Source organism: Ruegeria atlantica (assembly GCF_013033965.1).
In the GTDB taxonomy this organism is placed as follows: Bacteria; Pseudomonadota; Alphaproteobacteria; order Rhodobacterales; family Rhodobacteraceae; genus Ruegeria; species Ruegeria atlantica_D.
This window is the reverse complement of sequence record NZ_WQFE01000004.1, coordinates 14,501-37,007: the sequence shown is the minus strand read 5'-3', so window position 1 is coordinate 37,007 and position 22,507 is coordinate 14,501. Positions and strand designations below refer to the sequence as shown.

Here is a 22,507-nt window from a genome sequence, read left to right as displayed (position 1 = left end):
GTGCAGGTCATTGTGAAGCGATCCGTCGTCGGAACAATTCAGGATGCAAAAACATGACCTTGTCGCAGCAAATCCTTTGGGGCAGTACGTTTCTTGGACTTTGCTTTGTGGTCGAAATTATCCTTCTGACAATGTGCACGTTGGCCATCAACAAGCTGGTCGAGCGTTGGGAGAACAGCGGTGCCATGCTGGCAACCGCCGGTCCGATTGCAACCGCGTTGGCCTTTATTGTCGCGACCCACACAATTCAGGTTTGGATCTGGGCAATTGTTTGGGTCGCGTATGATGTACTGCCCGACTGGAACACAGCCCTGTATTTCTCGTTAGTGTCGTTTACCACGCTTGGCTACGGCGACATCGTTTTGGGAGAAAATCTTCGAATTTTCGGAACGTTTGCTGCGGTCACTGGCCTGTTGGCCTTTGGGTTGTCCACAGCCTACATGGTCGCCCTGATGACCCGGGTGTTTCAGGAAAGGTTTATGGCCTAAAGGATCGGTGCGAACAATCGCGCCAGCGGAGCGCCCAGACGTATGTGTATGGGTTGCTGTTCCAGATAGCGCGTCAGCTCATAGCTTTTGGCGAAATCTTCCTGCAGCATCGCGTCGACTGCGGCGGCGGCCTGAGGATCAAACAGCAAGGCCATTGCCTCAAAGTTCAATCGAAATGACCGGTTGTCCAGATTGGTTGTCCCAACAGCGGCCAGCGAGTCGTCCACCACAAAAACCTTTTGATGCATGAAGCCATCCGTGTAGCGCAGAATCTGTGCCCCGCAGGAGCGGATCTCGTCAAAATAGGCAAAGGCGGCCAACCACGGCAGGCGGTGATCAATGCTGTCAGGTACCAGAATGCGCACGTCGACACCGCGCAAAGCCGCGTGTTTTAGCGCGGCCATAATATCAATGTCAGGTACAAAATAGGGCGACGCGATCCAGATCCGTTTCTGCGCCTCAGTAATGGCCGCAAAAAACATCATTGAGCCGGTTTCTGTCTCGTCCCCTGGTCCTGTGGCCACCAGCAGCGCGTTCATGTCCTGATCGGCCTCGGTCCCGGCCCAGTCCAACTGGTCGATCAGGTCTTCTTCATGCGCCCAGTGCCAGTCTTCAATGAAGATCAACTGCAATTGCCGGACAATGTGGCCGGTCAACCTGACATGGGTGTCGCGCCAATGTCCGAAATGTGGGTCCTGACCAAGATACTCGACCCCGACGTTGTGACCCCCAATGAAACCCGTTTCGCCGTCGATAACCACTGTTTTGCGGTGGTTGCGGTAATTCAATTGAAACCTGAATCTCGGCCCGCGCTGTTCACCGGGATCTGAAACGGCGATACCTGCCTCGCGCATCTCTTCGATATATTCTTTTGACAAGCTATAGCTTCCGACGGCATCCATCATGAACCGGACGCTGACACCGCGTTTGGCGGCTTCGATCAGCTTGTCCTTCAGTTTTTGCCCCAGTTCATCTGCGCGCACGATGTAGAATTGGATGAGAACATACGCCTTGGCCGCATCGATAGCATCAAAGATCGCATCAAAGGTGGCTTGACCATCAACCAGCAGCTCTGCCCCGTTGCCCCGCGACACCGGCATATGCGCCAATGCCTCGAACGGTCTGGGGTTGATGAGCATCTTGTCGGCGTTGGGCTTTGAGTAATCGGCGAAAGTTTTGATCCCCTCGACAACGCGCTGGCTTTCCTTCCGCGCGATGCGGTAACCCCGAAATCTATGGTGTCCCAGAAACAGGTAAAGCGGCACACCAAACATCGGGGCCGAGATCAGAAAGACCACCCAGCCGACGGCACCTTGAGGCGTGCGCGCGGTTTGGGCCGCGCGCACCGCGAAGACAACTGCCGTTGTATAGAGCGCAAAGACAAGGGCGGAAAAAAGCAGTGTCCACATTGGGTTGTTGGGCTCCGGGGTGGTTCAGTTCGCCCCAGTGTAGATGCGCGACCAGTCTTGCGCCATATCTACGATCACCCAGCCCATGTCTGGCCCCCTGTCCAATCCATCGACCAGTTTTCCGATCGGGCTTTCCCGGTCATAGGCCCATTCACGCTCGGCATCCGTATGATGAACCAGAACACCCAGCCGCGGCCCATCACCTGCGGTGGTCCATTCCAACATCGCAAAATCGCCATCAGAATTTCCCCCGGCCAGAATGGGGCGCCTGCCGATCGTACGTTCGATATTGATCGGTTTGCCTTCCTTGTCGTCCACGAATGCGATGCCGTCAGCCTTGACAATGACCGGTTCACTTTCCGCGCTGTCGTAGGCGGTTTCCATATATGTTCCCAGAACCTGTTCGGGCGGAATGCCATAGGCTTCCTCGGCGAAGACGCGCATAAAGTGTACGCCGCCGCCAGAGACAATGTACGTCTTGAAGCCTTCATCGCGCAGATACCGCAGCAATTCCGCCATCGGCTGATATGTCATCTGATCATAGGGCAGGTCGGTTTCCGGGTGCCGGGCGATTTCCAGCCAGTCGGCTACGGCGCTTTGGAATTCGTCGACCGAAACGCCCGAGTGCGACGCGTTCAAAACCTCGATCAAGGCGTCATGACCGCCTTCCGCGATTGCCTTCAGATCGCCTTTCGCAGCCGCCTGCAATACAGGCGTGGTCAGGATCGAAGGGTCGTCTTCGGCCATTTGAGCCAGCCGGTCTATTGCAAAGATCAGCTGAAAATACACTGGCTGTTCGGCCCAAAGCGTACCGTCGTTGTCGAAGACTGCGATCCGTTCAGCGGGTGTCACATATTCGGGGCGCTGTGGGTCAGTTACGGCCGTGACAAACTCGATAATTCTGTCTTTGCTGTCGGCCGCGTTCCAACTGGGCAACGGGTCTGCGGACAGAGCGAGCGGCACACAGGACAGCAGGGCGCTTAGAATTATATGTCGCATGAATTTCTCATTCAATTTCAAGATGAAAAGGGCCGCCTTTCATGTGGCGACCCGGTTTGCTTTTACACGCGACTTAGTTGTTTGTCGGTGTCGTTAGCTTCTCCATGACCTGATCCAGGTTGAAGCTCGCCGCTTTCTGGCGCGGTGGGAACTCCTGGAATGTCGCCAGGAAGTCACCAACGTATTGCTGCGCGGGAACCAGAAAATAGGCCCGATCCAACAACCAGTCATAGTATGTGTTGGAGGTGCGATAGGCGCGCTCATACGGATCCCGGCGCAGGTTCACGATCAGCGGAATGCGCAGTTCGGTCCAGGGTTCGATCCAGGCACGCAGGGTTGCCCAAGCTTTCTGCTCAAGGAAGATCAGTTTCCAGTCGTCATAGCGCAACGCGGTCAGATCGCCATCATCCGAGAAATAGAAGATCTCGGAGCGAGGGCTTTCAGTTGTTTCGCCGGTCAGCAAGGGCAGAATGTTGTAGCCATCCAAGTGCACCTTGTAGTCGCGGCCCATACCGGACGAGCTGTAGCCAGCTTTCAGCTTTTCCTTGATGTCCGCGTCGCCGGCAACCGCCAGGTATGTTGGCAGCCAATCCATGTGATGCACGATTTCGTTGGTGACTGATCCGGCCTCGATCTGACCAGGCCAGCGGACCATCGACGGAACGCGCCAGCCACCTTCCCAGTTGGTGTTTTTCTCACCCCAGAATGGCGTAGCAGCAGCATCCGGCCAAGTGTTCATGTGCGGACCATTGTCGGTCGAGTAGTGCACGATGGTGTTGTCTGCGATGTCAAGCTCGTCCAGCAGGTCCAGCAGTTGCCCGACATGCATGTCATGCTCGATCATGCCAGCGGTGTATTCGTCGGCAACGCCACCAAAGATCTCATTGGCCTGTTGGCGCATTTCATCTTTGACGTGGGTGCGGAAGTGCATGCGCGTGCCGTTCCACCAGACATAGAAGGGCTGGCCTTGCTCATGTGCCCGTTTGATGAAGTCGATTGCCGCCGCAACGGTTTCGTCATCAACGGTTTCCATGCGCTTCTTGGTCAACGGACCGGTGTCTTCGATGGTTCCGTCCGCCTTGGACTTGATCACACCCCGCGGGCCATAAGCCTCACGGAAGGTACGACCGTCTGCCAGAACCGCGTCGCCGGGATAGTCTTCGTTCTCTGGTTCTTCTTCAGCATTCAGGTGATAGAGATTGCCGAAAAACTCATCAAAACCATGGTTTGTCGGCAGATGCTCATCTTTGTCGCCGAGGTGGTTCTTGCCAAACTGACCTGTCACGTAACCATGATCTTTCAGCAATCCCGGAATGGTCGGGTCTTCGACCTGCATACCCAGATCAGCACCAGGCAGACCAACTTTGGAAAGACCTGTACGGAAAACCGACTGGCCCATGATGTAGGATGATCGACCAGCGGTACAGGATTGCTCGCCATAATAGTCGGTGAAGATCATGCCTTCTTTCGCGACACGGTCGATGTTTGGCGTTTGGTATCCCATCAGACCCATCGTATAGGCCGAGATGTTGGATTGCCCGATGTCGTCGCCCCAGATCACAAGAATATTGGGCTTTTGGTCCTGGGCCCAGGCGGGCAGGGCCAGCGCAACAGCGACGGATGCGACAGCGAATTTGCGCAATGTGCCGCGCCAGCTTTCTGCAATCGTAAGGGGTGGTGACATAGTGTGCTCCTGAACTGACCGAGTTCCTGTGACCCGGGATTTGAAAGAAATAGTAGGCGATCAGTGGTTTTCGATCTGCCAACAAGGTATTGATTCCCGGCAAGAAAAATTCGAATTACGTCGGGAATCGAATAGCCGTAGCTTAGGCTATGATAATGTCTGGAAACCTATCATATGATGAGATTGAAGAATACTAATGTTTGAAAATCCTCATGACCGACAGCTATTGCTGGCCTCTGGTTGGTTCGGGGCGCGCCGCCCAGATTTTCAATCGGAATTGCTGGCTTGTGGGATCGCAAAATTATTCGATGAGGGCGCGGCCCTGTATCACTATGGGGACATCGCCAACGGGGTTTACGCGGTTCTCGAGGGCGCAGTTCAAATCACCGCACCTGCCGATGACGGCCAGGAATTCGTGGTTCACAGACAGGGTGGTGGGTTCTGGATTGGTGACCTTGCATTGTTCGCCGAGTCCAGCAGGTTGGTGAGCGTTGTTGCGACACAACGCACACGAACACTGTTTTTTCCGTCTCTCCGGCTGGAGCGGCTTGTTCGTGACAAACCCGAATACATTCGTGATTTCTATGCGTTATCGCACGAAAACATGCAAACCGCGTTGCGCATCATGGCGAATCTGGCGGTGACAGGCACGGAAAAACGGTTGGTTCTGCGCCTGCTGCATCTGGATGAGGGGGCCTCGAAATCCGACGGGTGGATTGTCGTCTCGCAAGATGAACTGGCCGAGATGGTGGCCGTATCGCAGCCAACTCTGCACCGAAAACTGCACAGTTTGGCCGCGTTGGGATTGATCGAGCTTGGTTACGGTCGCGTACGCCTGATGGATAGGCGAAAACTGATCGCGTCCTGCCAGTGCTGAACTCAGGGATTAAGCGGTGGTAGCGGCGTCCGCGGGCATTGCGTCGCCTTTTTCATCGCCTTGAGCGCGGACAAAGCTGCAGCCCAGTCGTTGGATTCTGGATCTGTGTGAGATGAATACCTTGCCGCCCCGATCCGCGTTAGTTGCTCTTCCAGGTCGCTAGCCCGGTCCGGGTCGTTGCTGCGCGATTTCCAGATCTCTAACCATGAATAAGATAATGAGATATCATGATCTTGCAGGGCTTTCCTCAACGCCTCCAGTGCGTAGTCGGTGGAAGCGCGGTATCTGCCGCGCCTCGTTTGGTTCCATTCTCTGACACGTGGGCCAAGGAACCGTACTGAGGCCCAAAGAGCAAAGAGCAACCCGACCACCCAGGCAAACATCCTGATCAATGTATCCGTGTCAGGCGGCTGCCATTTCGGCGGTGCAAGCGTCAGTGCAACCGGGTCGATATCAATCGTTTCAACCTGATTGGTGCCCAGATTATACCATCGGATCGTGATGGGCGGCAGTTGAGTCTGGCCGCCGTCTTGCGCAAGATAAACGATCTCATCAACGCGCTCGCCGGATAGAAGACCCCGATCTTCGCTCTCGGTGAATCGCGGTTCTTTTGGGTAAGCGCTCAGCAATGGATCCTGCATATCGGGGATCAATTCTGGCAACAGAAATGGGGTCGTTCCGGTAATTTTGGCAGTCAGTCGGCGCGTTATGGCACCGCCGTTTTCCATTTCGGTTGATCCGTCGATCTGTTGGTCGACTGTGAATCCCGTTGCCAGGATCAACGGGCTCAGGTCACGCGCGCCCTCCGGTACGACGGCACTCAAGGCGACCTGGGGCAGGGGGACAGCGGCCTTCGTCGGTGCGTTCGTTTCGGGATCGGCATAGGTCACAACCACTTTTTGCGCGCCGAATTCGACTGGCCCAACCTGAAGCGGATACAGACGATAGCTGCGCTGGATACCGGACCAGGTCTTTCCATCGACAGTTTCGCTGATTGGCCCCGAGGCTCGCTCGGGCAAGCGAACAAGCAGGTTTTCCCGCTCCAGCGACGGAAACACCGGAGGAGACGGCATGAACGTATGCACAAGGACCTTTATCCGGACGATTGCCGGTTGCCCGACAGTGACCGGATCAGAGGGCGCCTCAATCGTGACCTGCGGCTGAGTATCGGTCTGAGCCACCAAATGTGCCGGGATAAATAGCATGAGGACTGTCAAGTATCTCATTGCTGTTGCTCCTGATTTTCCAACAGAAATCGATTGCGCAGAAAGTCCTGCATGTCCGTGTCAATCGTGCTGATCCATTGGTCGGCAGACATGGCCTGCGCGCCGTCGGACGGGGCCTGAATGGTCGTGTCCTCTCCGCGCCCAGCCTCATTGTCAAAGACTGTGTCGTCAGCTCCGATGCCAGCCTCTTCGCCTGTGTCCGACTGTTCTCGGGTTGTTTCGACGAATTCGAGGATCGCTTTGGAAACCTCGAGGTTGTGTTGTGCTTCGGGCCAATCGGGTCGTCGCTCCAACGCCGTTTCAAATGCCGCTATGGCCGGTCGGTACTCGCGGTTTCGAATTCGCGCCATTCCCTCGGAAAACGCAGCTTCGGGTGTGTCCAGTTCGACCAGGACGGCCGCTGCCTCAGGGTACTGACCAGCTTTCAGCTGTGCGTACCCGTTGTGATAAGGATCTTGAAACAGCTCGGCCGCTTGCGCGTAGCGTTTCTGATTCATGGCGATTTGCCCCTGTTGATCCGGGGTCAAGAACCAATCTTGCCAACCATCGGCGGATGCAGGTCCCGATGGCGATGCAAGGAACGCCGCCAGAAGTGCCAACCGGATAACCCAACCGCGGCGGAACCAAAGCAACGATAAAAGCGCGGCGGGCCAAGCCAGCAACCAGCCTTTGTCCTGCCAATCCAATCGGTCGTCATCGTCCAGTGCTGCCGTGTAAGCCGATTGAATTTGGCGCTCTAAGCGATTGATATCACGTTCGTCATTCGAAAAAGGAACAACAGTTGTATTCCGTAAGCCGTTTAACTGAGCAATAGTTTGACCGTTCGGCAGCATAGTCAGAAAAAACACAGGTGCGGTCGTAGTCTCGAATGCGGATAGTTGAGACGGGTCGAGGTCGTCCAGAACGAACAAGACTGCGCCGGGCGTTTCGCTGTCGTTCAGGATCGTCTCGGCAAGGGCCAATGCGTCAGCCGCGGCGTCCCCCTGTTTTGGCATGACCGCGGGCGCGAGACCCTCCAAAAGCGGGCGCAGAATGTTGGCGTCTTCGGTCAAGGGTGCGACGCGGTGTGGGGTCCCGGCATAAGCGATTAACGCCGTCTGAGCGCCGACGCGCGCGTTGATCAGATCAGTCACCTTGAATTTGGCCCGTTCCAGTCGGGATGGCGGAAGGTCCGGTGCCTCCATGCTGTCCGTGACCTTCAACGCAATGACCAGAGGCGCAGTGTCGGCGACCAATGGGTTTGGCGCTCGTGACCATGTTGGTCCTGCCGCCGCCAGTGTTACGAGGATTGCAGCGATCATCGCGACGTCTATCGGGTACACACGCCTTTTGTCCTCAGCCCCCAGGGTCAGAGCGACAGCAAGGTGCGGCGCGATACCTGCAAGGGACTGGGCGTTTGATTTTGGCTTGGGTCGCATCATCCACCACATGACCGCAATGGGAATGAGGAACAGCAGCCAAGTGGCGCGCAAAAAATGGAAATCTGCCAACGGGCCACTCATGCTATACCTCTGCGCCGCTGGATGATGTGCTGGCTGGTCATGGAGATGAGCATTGTCAGCAACGCCAACACAAGCGGGTAATGAGCTAGGCTTTCGCGTGGCCTGTAGCTTTGCGTTTCCACGACCCGGGGATTGAGTTCGTCAATCCGTGCATATGTATCAGCCAATGCTTCTTCGTCGTCCGCAAAGAAGTATTCGCCGCCCGTACGGTCTGCGATTTCTTGCAAGGCATCCAAATCAACCCGATCCTCGCCCGAGGCGTCTGGGTCACCAACGCCAATCGTATAGATGACGACGCCTTTCTCGGCCGCAATTGCCGCGGCATTTACCGGCGTCATGCGGCTGGACGTATCCGCGCCGTCGCTGAGAACGATCATCAGACGCTGGTCAACTTCGCTGGCGTCAAAGGTGCGTATGCCCAGACCGATTGCGTCCCCCAATGCGGTATTGGGACCAGCCATGCCGACTTGAGTTTGATCCAGGAACCCATTCAAACTGTTCAGATCTTCGGTGAAGGGAGCTTGGACAAAGGCCCGGGTGCCAAAGATGATCAAAGCCATCCGGTCGCCTTGGCGTTCTGTTATGAACTGACGCAAAACATCCTTAACCGCGGCCAGTCGTTGTTTCGGAGCGCCATCTATTGTCGTGAAATCCCGCTGGTCCATCGATCCCGAAATGTCCAGGGCAAGCACCACGTCGCGCGCCGACTTCTCGATAACCAAAGGTTCACCCAGTTTTTCGGGGCGGGCCATGGCCGTCACTAAAAGGAGCCAGATCAATGCGATCGCGGTGGTCTGAATCTTCGCGCGTTTTGGAATGACGGATCCTGACCTGGGTTCAACCCCAACGGCCTGCGCCACACTGCGAAAGAACGGGATACGGATTGAGCTGCTTTTTTCGCGGTGCGGTGGGACAAGCCAATACACCAACAAGGGCAATGGAAGCAGCAGGAAGACCCAAGAAGCAGCAAAGGAGAACATCACGCTGTCCGGTCCCGCTTGTGAGACTTGATCCAGTTTCGCGCGAGGGCGGCAAGATCAGGATTGGCTTTGATCATTCTGTAAGGCGCCTCCGCAAGTTGGCGACCATCGCTATCAGTAAAGCTAACATTGTCAGATGTTTGGTTCAGGAAGTTTGCCCAATCTCCCCCATGTAATGCTGCGACTTTTTTACGTGGGTATGCAGCCAAAGCCGTCCGGCGGAGTATTTCGGCGATCTTTGCGGCATCGTTGTCTGACGCCGCCAATTCGGCCAATGCTTCGCGCCGGTAAGCGTTCGTTTGGCGGTGGCGAAGAAAGGCAAAAATGCCAAGGATGATAAGCCCAGAAAGGACTATGGCCAAAACACCCCATCCCCAGGTTTGAGGCACCATGGAAATAGGTTCGGGCACCGGGGCGGGTTCCAGCATATCCAGCAGGTCCACCAGCGATTTGCCTTCGACATCGACACTCATCTTTGGCCTCCGGAGTGACCAAACAACTTAAGCAACTGGTCCAGCGTGGGTTCCGCTGTGGTCAGCGGTACAACGGGAAAGCCATAGCGGCGCGACCACGTTTGCAGTTGAGCAAGGCGATCTTCCAGCGCTGTTCTTATTCGGCGCGACAAGTCAGGGTCCGAGCTGTCGAGTTCAATCTGCCGGTCGCCATCGGACACTGTAAGCCGGAGGTTCGGGGCAAGTTCACGTGAGCTGGGGTCGGAAATATTGAACAATATCAGATCATTCGACGCGGAAAGTCTGCTCAGTAGCTTCTCTGACACATCATTCAACCCATCGAAATCTGAAAAGACGCACACCAAGCTATTGGTATTCGCAATCTGCGCGGCTTGTTTCAGGACATCATTCAAAGCCACGGTTGGTTCACACCGCAACGTCGCGCGGAGGTTTGAATTCAGCGCGCCCACGGATGACAGAAACCGTGTCAGTGCGGCGGGGTGGCGTTGGGGTCGGTGTTCGGCCAAATCGGAATCGCCAAAGACGATCCCGCCAACACGATCACCTTGAGCCAGCACGCGGTGCGCCGCGATTGCCGCTGCTTCGGCCGCGATGACCGATTTCATGTAGACTTTTGTGCCAAAAAACATCGAAACGCGCTGATCCACCAGCAAAAGGGCCGGACGGTCGCGTTCCTCAGTATAGACCCTAACGTGGGGCTTTCCGGTGCGCGCGGTCACTTTCCAGTCGATGGTACGGATATCATCTCCGGGCAAATAGTTTCGCAGCTCTTCAAAGTTCAGACCGCGTCCCCGCAGGCGCGAGGCATGCCGGCCGTTCAGGATGGATCGGGCTGGTTGGCGGGGCAAAAGGCTGAGCGCGCGCGAGTTTAGACCCAACCGCAACAGGTGGTCCGCATCAACGTGAATGCGAGGGTCATTGGGATATGCGGCGGTCTGGGACACGCGGCGTTCCTTTGGTCTCAGGGCAGCGCAACAAGCTGCAGGAATTCCGAAATCACATCATCTGCCGTTTTGGCGCTACCTTGTGCTTCGAAGCTTAGAGTGATGCGGTGGCGTAACACGTCATGTGCGATGGCACGAATGTCGGCTGGGTCGACATAGTCGCGCTGGTTCATCCAGGCATGCACTCGCCCGCATTTGTCTAACGCCAGCGAGGCGCGTGGGCTGGCGCCGATGTCGATCCAGCTGGCCAGTTCTTCGCTCAGGGCGCCCGGAGTTCGTGTGGCCTGCACCAAATCGGCCATATAGCGATCCATAGCGTCGGACACGTGGATCTGGCCGATTTCGGCCCGCGCAGCGAATACAGCGTCCTGAGGGATTGTCGGCGGCGTTTCTTTTGATCCGCTTTTGCCCGCTGCAATCTCTTCCCCGCGAACCAAACGGATCACTTCAACCTCGTCCTCGACCGGAGGGTAAGTGATCTGAACGTGCATCAGGAACCGGTCCATCTGCGCCTCGGGCAATGGATAGGTTCCTTCTTGTTCGATTGGGTTTTGGGTCGCCATCACAATGAACAGCGGTTCCATTTTATGGGTTGTTCCCGAGACAGTTACCTGCCGTTCTTCCATCGCCTCAAGCAAGGCAGCCTGAACCTTGGCGGGGGCGCGGTTGATCTCGTCGGCCAGAACGATATTGGCAAAGATCGGGCCGGGTTCGAACCGGAACGTGCCGCCGTCATCGGTTTGTTGAAACACCTCAGTGCCCGTGACATCCGAGGGCAGCAGGTCCGGGGTAAACTGGATACGGCTGAAACGCGCGTCCAGATTGCGGGCCATTGCTTTGACCGCGCGGGTCTTGGCCAGACCGGGCAACCCTTCAATCAGCAAGTTGCCGTTGGCCAGAATCCCGATCAGCAATCGGTTGATCACGTCGGTCTGTCCGATGATCGATTGTCCCATGCGGGTTTTAAGATCATTTATCTGATTAAGTGCATTCATTTGGCGGATCCAATCGACATCAGCATTTGAAACTGAATTTGTATTTTGAGTGGTGATTAGAAAATGTCCTGTAACAGCGGTATGTTAGCAGCCTTTGTCTCGCTGATCTACTGTGAAATCCGCGCGCGCAGCTGACGCAAATCTTCCTTCAGTTCCGGCCGGATATGGCCGTGATTTGGAGCGTCGCGCAGGCTTCGAAGCCAATGATTAGGACGGTTCCGGCCAGCACGCCGCTTCCAGTTCAGTGCGCTCAGAATGGATTGGGTGTCCTCTGCCAGTGTCTTGGGAATATCAAATCCGTTTAACGTGGCCCAAACACCGGTCCATAAGCGACCAACCGACCAGGGGTTGTACCCGCCGCCGCCCAGAACCAGAACGCGGGGCGCAAGGCCTTTCAGCGCGGCAACGGCTTTCCAATGAGAGTTGTTGGACAGCGTTAGGCGCGATAGCGGGTCCTCGGCAACCGCGTCAGCACCACATTGCAGGACAAGGGCCTGCGGTTTGAACGCCTCGGTCGCGGGCAGGATCAATTGGTCGAGTATGGCATCAAACTCGTCATCGTTGAGGCCGCGGGCCACCGGCAGGTTAAATGCTGCGCCACCCGCGTCATCTTCGAGCCTTCCGGTAAATGGCCATCGGCGGCATTCGTGAATGGAAATCATCCGGACCTTGTCTGAATCTTGGAAAGCGGCCTCGACCCCATCGCAGTGATGGGCGTCGATATCGATGTAGGCAACCCGATCCAAACCCATCTGCAGCAGTGTAAGGATCGCCAGCACCGGGTCGTTCAGATAGCAAAACCCGTTGGCGCGGTCGGGCAGGCCGTGGTGTGTTCCGCCAGCAGGATTGAACACGATCCCGCCATCGCGGATCAGTTCGGCACCCAACATGGACCCTCCGGCGGCGGTGGCCGGACGCCGATACATCTCGGGGAATACCGGGTTGGACAATGTGCCCAGCGCATAGGTCGCACGGACGTCATCCGATACGCTTTGGGCCTTCTCCGCAGCCTGCAACGCCTCGATGTAGTCCGGCGTGTGAAAGCGGTGCAGCGCACTGGGCTTCGCGCAGGGGCTGACCCTGTAGTTCCCCGAGTTAAGCCAGCCCAATGCGCGGCAAAGGTCCATGACGGTTGAAACACGTGGAATGGCCAGTGGGTGCTTTGAGCCATAGGTCGAGTGGCGATAGATCTCGGACCCTATGAAAATGGGGTTGTGCACAGGTTACTGGGTCCGCGCGGGCACGTTGTCGTCACCAAGGCGGCCATCAAGAGACATCAGAATGGCCACCGGCCTAAGCGCGGGGATATGGCTGAAAATGATCAGAATGCAGACGGTCAATGGAACACTCAGGAACGCTCCGATCAGGCCCCAGACGGTTGTCCAGAAAGTCAGCGCGAGGATCACGAGAAACGTGGACATATTCAGTGACCGGCCCAGCAAGGCGGGGTCCACGAAATTGCCGATCAGGAACTGGATGGTTCCGCAGCCCAATACGATGATCAGAAAGGGGCCGATCGTTTCATATTGAACCAGGGCAATCATGGCCGGAAAAATCACCGCGATAATCGAACCGATGGACGGGATGAAGTTCAGCGCAAAGGTCAAAACGGCCCATGTCTCGGCGTATTCAAGGCCAAGCACCTTGAAGACGCTATAGCTGATGCCCGCCGTGACGAGGCTGATGAAGGTTTTCACCCCGACATAGCGCTGCAGGCTGAACGTGATCGCATCCAGAATGGCTGTGAATTCAGCCCCGGTTTCAGGGTGTCCCGCAGCCAGTTGGATCTTTTTGCGAAAAGCCAGACGTTCGGCCATCAGGAAGGCAACGTAGAGGCTGATCAGGAAAAACTGGTTCAGCAACGATGTTGCGCTGCTCAGTAACACGCGCGCGACATAGGACATGTCGATACTGACCAGATTGTCGCGAATGAACGTGGTGACGTCATTGCCAACCAGCCCGGTGATCCGGTTCACTGCGCCGTCGAACTGATTTTCATATGTGTTGATAGAGCGGGCGAACTGCGTCGCCTGACTGCCGAGGATGTACATGATCACGAACAAACCGGCCAGGACGACCGTGACGGCAGCGATGTTGGCCAGCCAGACGGGCACCCGCGCCATCGCGATAACCCGGTCGCTCAGCGCAATGATCAAAACGTTGATCAATAATGCCATGGTCAGCGGAATCAAAAACGCGGAACCTGCATAAAGTCCCAGCACGATCAGCGTGGCGACAATTGCCGTGTCCCGAACAACCGAAAGTTTCAGTCGCGGGCCGCCCGTATTCTGATCAGGTTCCAAAATCATCGTCTAGCCCGCCTGTGATGCCGCGTAGAACGTTACACCGAAAGGTGGTCAGTCTGGAAGGCGAACCTGCATAGCTGGATAGGATTCTGCAATGTGCCCAGATATTTGTGCGGGATATTTTACGTTATGAAGGGATTTGCCATTTCAGAGGAAAGGCGCGGCGGGTTAGGCTGAGCGCATGAATGCACGTGTGATTCCCTCTATTGGCCGACCGGTTCAGGCGCTGTGGCTGGCCGTTGTTCGGTTCAACAACAAAAACGGGTTCGTCATGAGCAGCCACGTCGCAATGTCGTTGATGCTGGCGCTGTTTCCTTTTGTCCTGTTCACCGTGGCTTTGGCGGGGTCGTTGTCCCAGGGGTATGTCACCGACGAATTGATTGAGCTGGTTTTCGGGGCGTGGCCCAAGGACGTTGCGGGGCCAATCGTGGCTGAATTGCGGGCTGTTCTGCAAGAATCCGGCTCGGGCGTTATTACACTTGGTGGTCTTTTGGCGATTTTCTTCGCCTCGAACGGTGTGATGGCGGTGCGGGCGGCCATGAACCAGGCCTACCACGACAGTGACGTCTGGCCGTTCTGGAAAACCCGGTTACTGTGTCTGGGTCTTGTGATCGTTGGTGGAGTGGCCATCTTGGGCATTGCCGCGGTCGAGGTTGTATTGCCTGCCTATACCCAATTGGTGAGCGAGAAGACCGATGTGAACGTTTCAGACTGGTTGTCGGTGGACCGCTTGCGCTGGACTTTTACCGTTGCGGTTCCGGCCGGGACCGTTCTGCTGGCGCATCTGATTCTGCCGACGCGGCGACACAAGCTGATGCAAATCCTTCCAGGTGTTATGCTGACGTTGGCCTTGTGGGCCGCAGGCGGGTGGGGGTTCTCGATCTATATCGCTCAATTCGCCACCTATAGCGCCACGTATGCGGGATTGGCCGGGGTCATGGCGGCGCTGATCTTTTTGTACCTGTGTGCGGCCATTCTGATTCTTGGGGCCGAATACAACGGTGCGTTGATGGATCTTGAAGACAATCAGGATCGGAGCTCTCAGTGAAATTTCTGGCACTTTGCGCAGGGTTGCTAGTGCCTGTGGCCGCCTTTGGTCAGTCTCCGACCTATGTCGGGTCGGATCAATGTGCCGAATGTCATAAGGACGAGGCGGCAGCGTGGTCCAAATCTCATCACGCGCTGGCCTGGACCGAAGTCGAAGACGGCGCGGTTGTCGCCGATTTTGATGGAACGCGGTTCGACCATGACGGGATGTCGGTGGAGTTTTCCAGCGCCCAAGATGGTTTGAATGCAAAGGTGACAGAAAAGGACGGGGTGACCACAGAATACGGCGTACACTCCGTCGTTGGTATCGAACCGTTACAGCAGTACCTGTTCGAAACGGAACCCGGCCGGTTGCAAAGTTTCGATGTTGTCTGGGATACCCGGAACAAGCGGTGGTTTCACCTTTATCCCGATCAGGATTTACCCCCTGACGATGGATTGCACTGGACCGGGCCGTATAAGAACTGGAATGCACGCTGTGCTGAATGCCATGCAACCGGTTTTGAAAAGAATTACGAGCCCGAAACGCGCACCTATAACTCGACCCAGGCTGAGATCGGGGTAGGGTGTGAAGCATGCCACGGTCCCGGGTCCACACATATCGACTGGGTCCGCGGGCAAAGCCTGCCCTCAGGGCTTGGCGACACGGGGTTCCCGGTAGATTGGGGAAAGGGCCAGACTGAGGCCGAGATTCAGCAATGTGCGGGTTGTCATTCCCGTCGCGAGGCGCATGGGGACGGCAATCCGTTGCCCGGGACGCCCTACCATGACGCATATAATCTGGCGGTACTTCGACCGGGACTGTACCACCCGGACGGGCAGATTCTGGATGAAGTCTATGTTTATGGCTCGTTTCTGCAGTCCAAAATGTACGATCGCGGCGTGGGCTGCATGGATTGCCACGAGCCGCATAGCGCAACGCTAAAGGCGGATGGAAACGGGGTGTGTACGCAGTGTCATTCGCTGGCCGCGAACCCGAGGTTTCCCACTCTGACGGCCAAAGACTACGACACGCCGGAACATCACTACCACGCAGATGGCAGCGAGGGTGCGCAGTGCAAATCCTGCCACATGATCGAGCGTGTCTATATGGGTGCCGACGGCAGGCGCGATCACAGCTTTCGCGTGCCGCGTCCTGATTTGGGGCTGGGGCAGGATGCCTGTACCGATTGCCACTCGGATCAGGATCAGACATGGGCGGCCCAACAAATCGAACGCTGGTTCCCGGACAGCGCGCATCGAAAGCCGCATTTCGGGTCGGCCTTTCAGGCCGCAACGTTGGGTCGCGCGGAAGGACCTGAGGAACTATTGGACATCGCGACCGACCGTGATCAACCCGGTATCGTGCGCGCCACAGCCGCCTATCTGCTTCAACCTTTTGGGTCCGTTGATGTAGCGGCCAGAATGGCTGGGCTATTGGAAGATGAGGACGCTCTGGTTCGCGCAAACGCGGCACCGCTGCAGCGGCAGGCGAGCTTGTCCGATCAAATTCAACGGCTTGAGCCGCTGCTGTCCGACCCGCTGAAAAATGTTCGCATTTCGGCTGCAAAAGAGTTCCTGAACATTCAACCGCAGGCCCTAACGACCGAACAACGTCAGTTGTCGGGGCAGGGCATGTCTGAGTGGCAGGCTGCGATTTCCAACCGTCTGGATTTTCCCGAAACGCATCTTGTGCTTGGCGGGATGGCCCTGACGTTCCGCAACGCGGCGGCTGCCGAGCAGGCGTTTCAAGAGGTCGTCGCGCTGGACCCGCAACGCGCCGAAGCCTGGCCAATGCTGGTGCAGCTGGCGCAGATCAATCGCGGTCCCCAGGCCGCGCGCGATGTTCTGGAGCGGGGGCTAAAGTTCATCCCCGAGGACCCTAACCTTTTACAGTTAAAGGAACAGCTGGGCCGCTGAAACGGCATGGCTTGGCCCGGTTTCCGTCATTTTCCCGGCAAATTTCAAAGTTACCGATTGGGCTGAGGCGGCGTTTGCCTCAGACCATAGGTGACACATGTTTCTAAAACCGGTCCACACGTCGGCGCTGAAAAAGCCATTGGCTTTGCTGCAACGGATAGAGGAATTGCGGGCAAGACCGCCCGAATACATCAATCACGGCGAAGCACTGTTGATCCAAGGTATTGCCGCGGCTTCATTGCGCGAACAGGTGCTGACCGAGGATCGGATTTCTTTGGACGACTGATCTAGCCGCGGAAACCGGTTGCGACAACAAACTTCTCGGAACTGTCCGAGCGTGATGCGGGCGGCTTCACATTCGCAACCTTGTCGAACTTCTGTTTCAAAAGCTTCTGCAGATCGCCTTCGGCGCCGCCAGCCAGAACCTTGGCGACAAACGTGCCGCCTTCTTCCAATACGTCAAAGGCGAAATAGGCCGCTGTTTCACACAGCGCCATGATCCGCAGGTGGTCGGTTTGTTTGTGCCCCGAGGACGACGCTGCCATGTCAGACATCACCACGTCCGCCTTGCCGCCCAGCCACTCTTTGACCTTTTCGTCGGCATCGTCTTCCATGAAGTCCAGCACATGTGCCTCTGCACCAGCCACGGGTTCAACCTCTTGCAGATCAACGCCCAGAACTGTGCCGATCCGTTTGCCGGACTTTTCGCCCAGCGCGTTCACACGTTTGACGGCCACTTGCAGCCAGCCACCGGGGGCGCAGCCCAGATCGACGACACGTGCTCCGGGAACGAGAAAGCGGAATTTATCATCCAACTCGAGGATTTTGAACGCAGCCCGCCCACGATACCCTTCGACCTGCGCACGCTTCACATAAGGGTCGTTCAACTGCCGCTCGAGCCAACGGGTCGAGCTGAGCTTGCGCCCACGTGCAGTCTTAACCTTGACCTTCAGGTCACGCTGTCCGCGACCCGAGGTGTTTTTGCCACTTGGTGTCTTCGCCATCAGAACGGTCCGTCTTCCAATACACCGTCCGCACTCATCTGCGCATAAAGCAAGCCTTCGCGCAGCCCCCGGTCCGCCACGGAAAGGCGGTCGGTGGGCCAGCATCTTAACAGCGCCTGCAAAATGGCCGAGCCGGACATGATCAGGGCCTGCCGGTCATCGCCGATACGCGGATCCCGGCGCCGACCCTGAGGGCCGAGTTCTAGATACCCTCGTATCACTTTGTCAATCTGATCGCTGGTCATGCGCAAACCGTCCACCTTGGTGCGGTCATAGCGCTTGAGCCCAAGATGTGAGGCGGCAACGGTTGTAACAGTGCCGCTGGTGCCGACGATCTGGAATCCCAATCGGGCCTGTTCGTCCTTGTAAGGCGCGAAATCAGCTAGGTTCTCTTCGAAAAACCAACTCATCAGGGCAAAGCGGGCCGAGTCATCTTCGACGTCGTTGAACTGATCGCGCAGTGTTGCAACACCCAGGGGCACGCTGATCCAGTCGACGACTTTAGCCGCAGGAAAGGGGCTTTCGGTGGTGTGAAACCCGTGATGCAACCGCATGATCGCAGCGGGACGGTCCCGGCGTGGCACGGATGAGATGTCGATCCACACCAGTTCGGTCGATCCACCACCGATATCGACGACCAACAACTGCTCGGTCTTGGTGGACACAAGTGGGGCGCAAGAGATCACGGCAAGGCGCGCCTCTTCCTCGGGCTGGATGATCTCAAGATTCAGGCCGGTTTCGCGTTTCACCTGTCGAATGAAATCGCGCGAGTTTTTCGCGCGTCGGCATGCCTCGGTCGCAACCAGGCGCATGCGCCTGACCTTGTTGCGTTTCAGCTTTTGCTGACAGATGCGCAGCGCCTGAATGGTGCGCGCCATCGAGGACCGGGACAACCGTCCGGTCCGTTCCAAACCCGCGCCCAATTGCACGGATTTGGAAAAGCTGTCGACCACATGGAACCCGCTGCCCTTGGGCTGGGCTATCAACATGCGGCAGCTATTCGTTCCCAAATCCAGCGCCGCATATAACGCATCTGGATCGGGTCTTGCTGGCGCGGGGCTTTCGACCGCCTTCGGGAACGCGCCCGCACCTTTGGGACGCTTGGGCGCCATCTTAAACGCCCTCCGATTTTCGAGTTACCCCGACCATAGGTCGGGCGATTGCGTCGTGCAAGACGCTCATTAAAGTGATGAGAATTTTGATATGCGCGTTTGGTTCCAAGTTCGTTACAACCCCGATATCCCATCGTGGGCAAAAACGTCGCTGGAAAAGCGCCGTGTGTCGAAAATCGACCGACTTGCCCCCACATAGACGTTTAGAACCGGTCCATCTGGTTAGGAGGAATCAACGGCAATGCCTGACGTCACCATTGTATACTGGCGCGACATTCCCGCCCAAGTCATCGTCGGCAAGGGCCGTCGTGGCGCAAAGCGGCAATTGGAGGAACGGTTCGAACAAGCCATCGACCGCGCGGCCATGAAGGTGAACGCCAAGGACAGCGATGCCTACCTGGCCGAATGGCGCAAGGCCGAACCTTTTGCAGTGGATGGCGATCCGTCTGAAATTGCCGAGACCGAGGCCGTGCGTTTGGAAACAGAATACGATCAGGACCGCATCAAAGCCCTGATCGCCAATGACGGTTGGGCATGAGCCCGAGACATCTATGGGAGGCCGCAATGGCTTTGCTGAACTTCAAGAAACGTGATGCGGTCGAAAACGGACCGGTGAATCCGACCGTCGAAGCCTTTTTGCAAGGCTATTCGATCGAGGTGATGCCGCGCACCGCCGAAAAGGTCGAAGACTTCCGCGCGCTGCTGCCCGAAGGCACCCGTGTTTACATCGCCCATATCGAAGGCACGCCGATCGAGGATATGGTCAAGACCGCCAAGCGGATCGCTGACGAAGGTTATCCGGTGATGCCGCACTTCCCGGCGCGGATCATCAAGGACGCTGCGACGCTCGAGAACTGGATTTCCATGTATCAGGGCGAAGCCGGTGTTGAGCAGGCTCTGCTGCTCGCCGGTGGTGTGGACAAGCCGCATGGCGATTTCGACAGCTCGATGCAACTGCTGGAAAGTGGTCTGTTCGACAAAGCGGGCTTCAAGCGCTTGCACGTGGCTGGCCACCCCGAGGGCAACAAGGATATCGATCCTGACGGTTCGAATAAGAACGTTGATGACGCGCTGCGTTGGAAACAAAGGTTCAACGAAACAACCGATGCGGAAATGGCGCTGGCTACTCAGTTCGCATTCGACGCCAAGCCGATCATCGCGTGGGCCGACAGCCTGAAAGAAGCGGGTATCGATCTGCCGATCCATATCGGGATCGCTGGTCCGGCCAAACTGCAGACGCTGATCAAGTTTGCCATCGCTTGCGGCGTTGGCCCGTCCTTGAAGGTTCTGCAAAAGCGCGCGATGGATGTCTCCAAGCTGTTGCTGCCTTACGAGCCGACAGATGTGATCACCGAACTGGCCAACCACAAAGCGGCCAACCCGGACTTCAACATCACCAACGTACACTTCTTCCCGCTTGGCGGCATAAAGACCAACGCCAACTGGGCAATCAACAACGGCGGCGCTTCGGCAAAGCCTGTAAACTCCTAAGGAACGGACATGACCCGTACAGTCGTCGAATCAAAAACAAAAACAGCCATTCTGGGCTTTGACGAACCGTTCTGCGTGATCGGTGAGCGGATCAACCCCACGGGCCGCAAGAAACTGGCGGCTGAGCTGGAAGCAGGCGATTTCTCGACCGTCGAGAAAGACGCGCTGGCGCAGGTTCTGGCAGGCGCAACCGTTCTGGATATCAATGCGGGCGTTGTCTACAACTCGAACCCAAACCCGAATGAGACTGAACCGCCGCTGATGCGCAAGATCGTTGAGCTGGTGCAGGGATTGGTTGACGTGCCGCTGTGCATCGACTCGTCCGTTCCCGGTGCGCTTGAGGCCGGCCTTGAGGCCGCCGAGGGCCGGCCGCTGTTGAACTCGGTTACCGGGGAAGAAGAGCGTCTGGAGCTGGTTCTGCCGCTGGTAAAGAAATACAACGTTCCTGTGGTTGCGATCTCGAACGACGACACCGGTATCTCGGAAGACCCCGATGTGCGGTTCGAAGTGGCCAAAAAAATCGTTGAGCGCGCAGCTGATTTTGGCATCCCGGCGCATGACATCGTTGTTGACCCGCTGGTTATGCCCATCGGTGCGATGGCAACCGCCGGTCAGCAGGTATTCGCTCTGGTCCGTCGTCTGCGTGAAGAGCTGGGCGTGAACACGACATGCGGTGCGTCGAACGTTTCGTTCGGCTTGCCAAACCGCCACGGCATCAACAACGCGTTCCTTCCGATGGCGATGGGTGCAGGCATGACTTCGGCCATTATGAATCCCGTTGCGCTGCCTGTCGGGCCTAAGAAGCTGGCCGAGAAAAAAGCAGAGATCGAGGCAAAGGGCATCATCCTGCCAGCAGACATGGATGATGAGACCTTCTGCCAACTGTTCGGTCTCGGTTCGACCAAGCCACGCGCAGGTAAAGAGATGGAGGCCATTCGCGCCGCTAACTTGCTGACCAACAACGATCCGCACGGTGGTGAGTGGATCAAATTCAACAAAGCCCCGGAAGAAGCCGGAGCAGCCGGTGCTGCAGGTGGCCGTCGCGGTGGTGGCCGTCGCCGCCGGGCCTGATCTCTGATCTGATTAAAATGTAAAGGCCGGGCAAATCGCCCGGCCTTTTTCCTTGATGCCGATCAATGCCGAGATCTGACCGGGGCATGATAGTGATAGCGATGTCGCAACAATGCTCAGGTGCAAAAATGGTCAGACACTATCCGTCCAAACTCGCAGATGCAGATCTTTCCAAGCGTCTGGGCAAAAAGGAATACTTCAAAGAACTGATTGAGTTACAGGCCCAGTTGTCACTGATACAGCAAGCCTTCCTGTTCCACGGAACCAAGGGCGTTATCGTTTTCGAAGGCTGGGATGCGGCCGGGAAAGGCGGGACGATCCGCAGGATCAGCCAGGCACTGGACCCGCGCAGTTTCAAAGTTTGGCCGATTGGTGCCCCGCGCAACTATTACCTGAACCGCCATTACCTGCTGCGGTTTTGGGAACGCTTGCCCCCCGCGGGTGCGATCTCGGCCTTTGACCGCAGTTGGTATGGGCGAGTTCTGGTTGAACGCCTGGAAAACCTGACACCGGAAAAACGCTGGCGCGCAGCCTACCAGGAAATCAACGATTTTGAGCGGATGTTGGTGGATGACGGAACCCGGCTCGTAAAGCTGTTCTTTCACATATCACCGGACGAGCAGATGGCGCGTTTCACCGAACGCCTGAATAATCCACTGAAACGATGGAAGCTGACTTACGAGGATTTTCGAAACCGCGAAAAATGGGACGAGGCCGAGGTGGCCGTGGATGAAATGCTGGCCCGCACCTCGACCGAGGTAGCGCCCTGGCATGTTATTCCTTCGAACAACAAGAAATATGCGCGCATCAATGCGATGCGGATCATTGTTGAAGCATTTTCAATGGATATTGACCTGAATCCTCAGCACCTCGACCAACGAACCCTTGAGGCCGCACAGCAGGTGCTGGAGGTCGATCAGGATTTGATCGACAGTCTGCGCGCCAGGACGGAATAAGGCAGTGGCTTTTTCCGATGATGGGCGCTTGAAAGCGGTAAGTA

At 56.8% G+C, this 22,507-nt stretch carries 22 protein-coding genes; 9 read left to right on the top strand and 13 right to left on the bottom strand.

Annotation, left to right across the window (positions count from 1 at the left end; genetic code table 11):
- Window positions 1-53 precede the first annotated feature (53 nt).
- Complete coding sequence (locus tag GOW16_RS08970; protein WP_170413490.1) at window positions 54-488, top strand: ion channel; 435 nt, start codon at window positions 54-56, stop codon at window positions 486-488.
- Here GOW16_RS08970 and cls read toward each other — a convergent pair.
- The 3 genes from cls to GOW16_RS08955 all read right to left on the bottom strand — a co-directional run bounded on the left by cls (window position 485) and on the right by GOW16_RS08955 (window position 4,580).
- On the bottom strand, window positions 485-1,897 hold the full coding sequence (gene cls, locus GOW16_RS08965; RefSeq protein WP_170413486.1) for a cardiolipin synthase: 1,413 nt from the start codon (window positions 1,895-1,897) through the stop codon (window positions 485-487). The two genes, GOW16_RS08970 and cls, sit on opposite strands and share 4 nt — an antisense overlap.
- A 24-nt stretch (window positions 1,898-1,921) precedes the next feature.
- On the bottom strand, window positions 1,922-2,896 hold the full coding sequence (locus GOW16_RS08960) for an HAD family hydrolase (protein WP_170413484.1): 975 nt from the start codon (window positions 2,894-2,896) through the stop codon (window positions 1,922-1,924).
- 73 nt (window positions 2,897-2,969) lie between these two features.
- The gene (locus GOW16_RS08955; RefSeq protein WP_170413481.1) at window positions 2,970-4,580 is read right to left on the bottom strand and encodes an arylsulfatase; all 1,611 of its coding nucleotides are present in this window, start codon (window positions 4,578-4,580) and stop codon (window positions 2,970-2,972) included.
- Window positions 4,581-4,776: 196 nt separating this feature from the next.
- Here GOW16_RS08955 and GOW16_RS08950 point away from each other — a divergent pair, with 196 nt between their 5' ends.
- Window positions 4,777-5,457 carry a Crp/Fnr family transcriptional regulator gene (locus GOW16_RS08950; protein ID WP_170413479.1) on the top strand — a complete coding sequence of 227 codons (681 nt, stop codon included), beginning with the start codon at window positions 4,777-4,779 and terminating at the stop codon, window positions 5,455-5,457.
- A 2-nt stretch (window positions 5,458-5,459) separates the two neighbouring features.
- Here GOW16_RS08950 and GOW16_RS08945 read toward each other — a convergent pair whose 3' ends face one another.
- The 8 genes from GOW16_RS08945 to GOW16_RS08910 all read right to left on the bottom strand — a co-directional run bounded on the left by GOW16_RS08945 (window position 5,460) and on the right by GOW16_RS08910 (window position 13,886).
- On the bottom strand, window positions 5,460-6,683 hold the full coding sequence (locus GOW16_RS08945) for a BatD family protein (protein ID WP_170413476.1): 1,224 nt from the start codon (window positions 6,681-6,683) through the stop codon (window positions 5,460-5,462).
- Entirely contained in the window at window positions 6,680-8,185 is a 1,506-nt protein-coding gene (locus tag GOW16_RS08940; protein WP_170413474.1) for a VWA domain-containing protein, read from the bottom strand. The genes GOW16_RS08945 and GOW16_RS08940 overlap by 4 nt, the downstream gene beginning before the upstream one ends.
- Entirely contained in the window at window positions 8,182-9,165 is a 984-nt protein-coding gene (locus tag GOW16_RS08935; protein WP_170413472.1) for a VWA domain-containing protein, read from the bottom strand. The genes GOW16_RS08940 and GOW16_RS08935 overlap by 4 nt, the downstream gene beginning before the upstream one ends.
- Window positions 9,165-9,638 carry a DUF4381 domain-containing protein gene (locus GOW16_RS08930; protein ID WP_170413470.1) on the bottom strand — a complete coding sequence of 158 codons (474 nt, stop codon included), beginning with the start codon at window positions 9,636-9,638 and terminating at the stop codon, window positions 9,165-9,167. The genes GOW16_RS08935 and GOW16_RS08930 overlap by 1 nt, the downstream gene beginning before the upstream one ends.
- Window positions 9,635-10,582: a DUF58 domain-containing protein gene (locus GOW16_RS08925; RefSeq protein WP_170413468.1), complete on the bottom strand. Its 948-nt coding sequence runs from the start codon at window positions 10,580-10,582 to the stop codon at window positions 9,635-9,637. Before GOW16_RS08925 ends, GOW16_RS08930 begins: the two co-directional genes overlap by 4 nt.
- Window positions 10,583-10,599: 17 nt before the next feature.
- Window positions 10,600-11,577 (bottom strand): AAA family ATPase, encoded by a 978-nt coding sequence (locus tag GOW16_RS08920; protein WP_170413466.1) that lies wholly within the window; start codon window positions 11,575-11,577, stop codon window positions 10,600-10,602.
- Between the two features lie 107 nt (window positions 11,578-11,684).
- On the bottom strand, window positions 11,685-12,797 hold the full coding sequence (locus tag GOW16_RS08915; RefSeq protein ID WP_368039879.1) for an acetoin utilization protein AcuC: 1,113 nt from the start codon (window positions 12,795-12,797) through the stop codon (window positions 11,685-11,687).
- 3 nt (window positions 12,798-12,800) lie between these two features.
- Complete coding sequence (locus tag GOW16_RS08910; RefSeq protein WP_170413464.1) at window positions 12,801-13,886, bottom strand: AI-2E family transporter; 1,086 nt, start codon at window positions 13,884-13,886, stop codon at window positions 12,801-12,803.
- A gap of 178 nt (window positions 13,887-14,064) precedes the next feature.
- Between GOW16_RS08910 and GOW16_RS08905 the strand changes: the two genes are divergently transcribed.
- The 3 genes from GOW16_RS08905 to GOW16_RS08895 all read left to right on the top strand — a co-directional run bounded on the left by GOW16_RS08905 (window position 14,065) and on the right by GOW16_RS08895 (window position 17,115).
- Complete coding sequence (locus GOW16_RS08905) at window positions 14,065-14,931, top strand: YihY/virulence factor BrkB family protein (protein ID WP_170413462.1); 867 nt, start codon at window positions 14,065-14,067, stop codon at window positions 14,929-14,931.
- On the top strand, window positions 14,928-16,829 hold the full coding sequence (locus GOW16_RS08900; protein ID WP_170413459.1) for a cytochrome c3 family protein: 1,902 nt from the start codon (window positions 14,928-14,930) through the stop codon (window positions 16,827-16,829). Before GOW16_RS08905 ends, GOW16_RS08900 begins: the two co-directional genes overlap by 4 nt.
- 97 nt (window positions 16,830-16,926) lie before the next feature.
- The gene (locus GOW16_RS08895; protein ID WP_170413454.1) at window positions 16,927-17,115 is read left to right on the top strand and encodes a hypothetical protein; all 189 of its coding nucleotides are present in this window, start codon (window positions 16,927-16,929) and stop codon (window positions 17,113-17,115) included.
- A gap of 1 nt (window position 17,116) precedes the next feature.
- Here GOW16_RS08895 and GOW16_RS08890 read toward each other — a convergent pair whose 3' ends face one another.
- Both GOW16_RS08890 and GOW16_RS08885 read right to left on the bottom strand, forming a co-directional pair.
- Complete coding sequence (locus GOW16_RS08890) at window positions 17,117-17,833, bottom strand: RlmE family RNA methyltransferase (protein WP_170413452.1); 717 nt, start codon at window positions 17,831-17,833, stop codon at window positions 17,117-17,119.
- Complete coding sequence (locus GOW16_RS08885) at window positions 17,833-18,945, bottom strand: Ppx/GppA phosphatase family protein (protein WP_170413449.1); 1,113 nt, start codon at window positions 18,943-18,945, stop codon at window positions 17,833-17,835. Before GOW16_RS08885 ends, GOW16_RS08890 begins: the two co-directional genes overlap by 1 nt.
- 241 nt (window positions 18,946-19,186) lie before the next feature.
- On the opposite strand from GOW16_RS08885, the gene GOW16_RS08880 reads away from it, so the two are divergent.
- From GOW16_RS08880 to GOW16_RS08865, 4 genes are all read left to right on the top strand, one after another.
- The gene (locus tag GOW16_RS08880) at window positions 19,187-19,483 is read left to right on the top strand and encodes a virulence factor (RefSeq protein WP_170413446.1); all 297 of its coding nucleotides are present in this window, start codon (window positions 19,187-19,189) and stop codon (window positions 19,481-19,483) included.
- A 26-nt stretch (window positions 19,484-19,509) separates the two neighbouring features.
- Window positions 19,510-20,436 carry a methylenetetrahydrofolate reductase gene (locus GOW16_RS08875; RefSeq protein ID WP_170413443.1) on the top strand — a complete coding sequence of 309 codons (927 nt, stop codon included), beginning with the start codon at window positions 19,510-19,512 and terminating at the stop codon, window positions 20,434-20,436.
- Between the two features lie 9 nt (window positions 20,437-20,445).
- Window positions 20,446-21,507: a methyltetrahydrofolate cobalamin methyltransferase gene (locus GOW16_RS08870; RefSeq protein ID WP_170413440.1), complete on the top strand. Its 1,062-nt coding sequence runs from the start codon at window positions 20,446-20,448 to the stop codon at window positions 21,505-21,507.
- 128 nt (window positions 21,508-21,635) lie between these two features.
- On the top strand, window positions 21,636-22,463 hold the full coding sequence (locus GOW16_RS08865) for a polyphosphate kinase 2 family protein (RefSeq protein ID WP_217354568.1): 828 nt from the start codon (window positions 21,636-21,638) through the stop codon (window positions 22,461-22,463).
- Window positions 22,464-22,507: the final 44 nt, after the last annotated feature.

Coding starts and splice junctions, on each gene's coding strand:
- GOW16_RS08970 (WP_170413490.1), top strand. CDS start 54: ATGACCTTGTCGCAGCAAATCCTTTGGGGCAGTACGTTTCTTGGACTT.
- cls (WP_170413486.1), bottom strand. CDS start 1,897: ATGTGGACACTGCTTTTTTCCGCCCTTGTCTTTGCGCTCTATACAACG.
- GOW16_RS08960 (WP_170413484.1), bottom strand. CDS start 2,896: ATGCGACATATAATTCTAAGCGCCCTGCTGTCCTGTGTGCCGCTCGCT.
- GOW16_RS08955 (WP_170413481.1), bottom strand. CDS start 4,580: ATGTCACCACCCCTTACGATTGCAGAAAGCTGGCGCGGCACATTGCGC.
- GOW16_RS08950 (WP_170413479.1), top strand. CDS start 4,777: ATGTTTGAAAATCCTCATGACCGACAGCTATTGCTGGCCTCTGGTTGG.
- GOW16_RS08945 (WP_170413476.1), bottom strand. CDS start 6,683: ATGAGATACTTGACAGTCCTCATGCTATTTATCCCGGCACATTTGGTG.
- GOW16_RS08940 (WP_170413474.1), bottom strand. CDS start 8,185: ATGAGTGGCCCGTTGGCAGATTTCCATTTTTTGCGCGCCACTTGGCTG.
- GOW16_RS08935 (WP_170413472.1), bottom strand. CDS start 9,165: ATGTTCTCCTTTGCTGCTTCTTGGGTCTTCCTGCTGCTTCCATTGCCC.
- GOW16_RS08930 (WP_170413470.1), bottom strand. CDS start 9,638: ATGAGTGTCGATGTCGAAGGCAAATCGCTGGTGGACCTGCTGGATATG.
- GOW16_RS08920 (WP_170413466.1), bottom strand. CDS start 11,577: ATGAATGCACTTAATCAGATAAATGATCTTAAAACCCGCATGGGACAA.
- GOW16_RS08910 (WP_170413464.1), bottom strand. CDS start 13,886: ATGATTTTGGAACCTGATCAGAATACGGGCGGCCCGCGACTGAAACTT.
- GOW16_RS08905 (WP_170413462.1), top strand. CDS start 14,065: ATGAATGCACGTGTGATTCCCTCTATTGGCCGACCGGTTCAGGCGCTG.
- GOW16_RS08895 (WP_170413454.1), top strand. CDS start 16,927: ATGTTTCTAAAACCGGTCCACACGTCGGCGCTGAAAAAGCCATTGGCT.
- GOW16_RS08890 (WP_170413452.1), bottom strand. CDS start 17,833: ATGGCGAAGACACCAAGTGGCAAAAACACCTCGGGTCGCGGACAGCGT.
- GOW16_RS08885 (WP_170413449.1), bottom strand. CDS start 18,945: ATGGCGCCCAAGCGTCCCAAAGGTGCGGGCGCGTTCCCGAAGGCGGTC.
- GOW16_RS08880 (WP_170413446.1), top strand. CDS start 19,187: ATGCCTGACGTCACCATTGTATACTGGCGCGACATTCCCGCCCAAGTC.
- GOW16_RS08875 (WP_170413443.1), top strand. CDS start 19,510: ATGGCTTTGCTGAACTTCAAGAAACGTGATGCGGTCGAAAACGGACCG.
- GOW16_RS08870 (WP_170413440.1), top strand. CDS start 20,446: ATGACCCGTACAGTCGTCGAATCAAAAACAAAAACAGCCATTCTGGGC.
- GOW16_RS08865 (WP_217354568.1), top strand. CDS start 21,636: ATGGTCAGACACTATCCGTCCAAACTCGCAGATGCAGATCTTTCCAAG.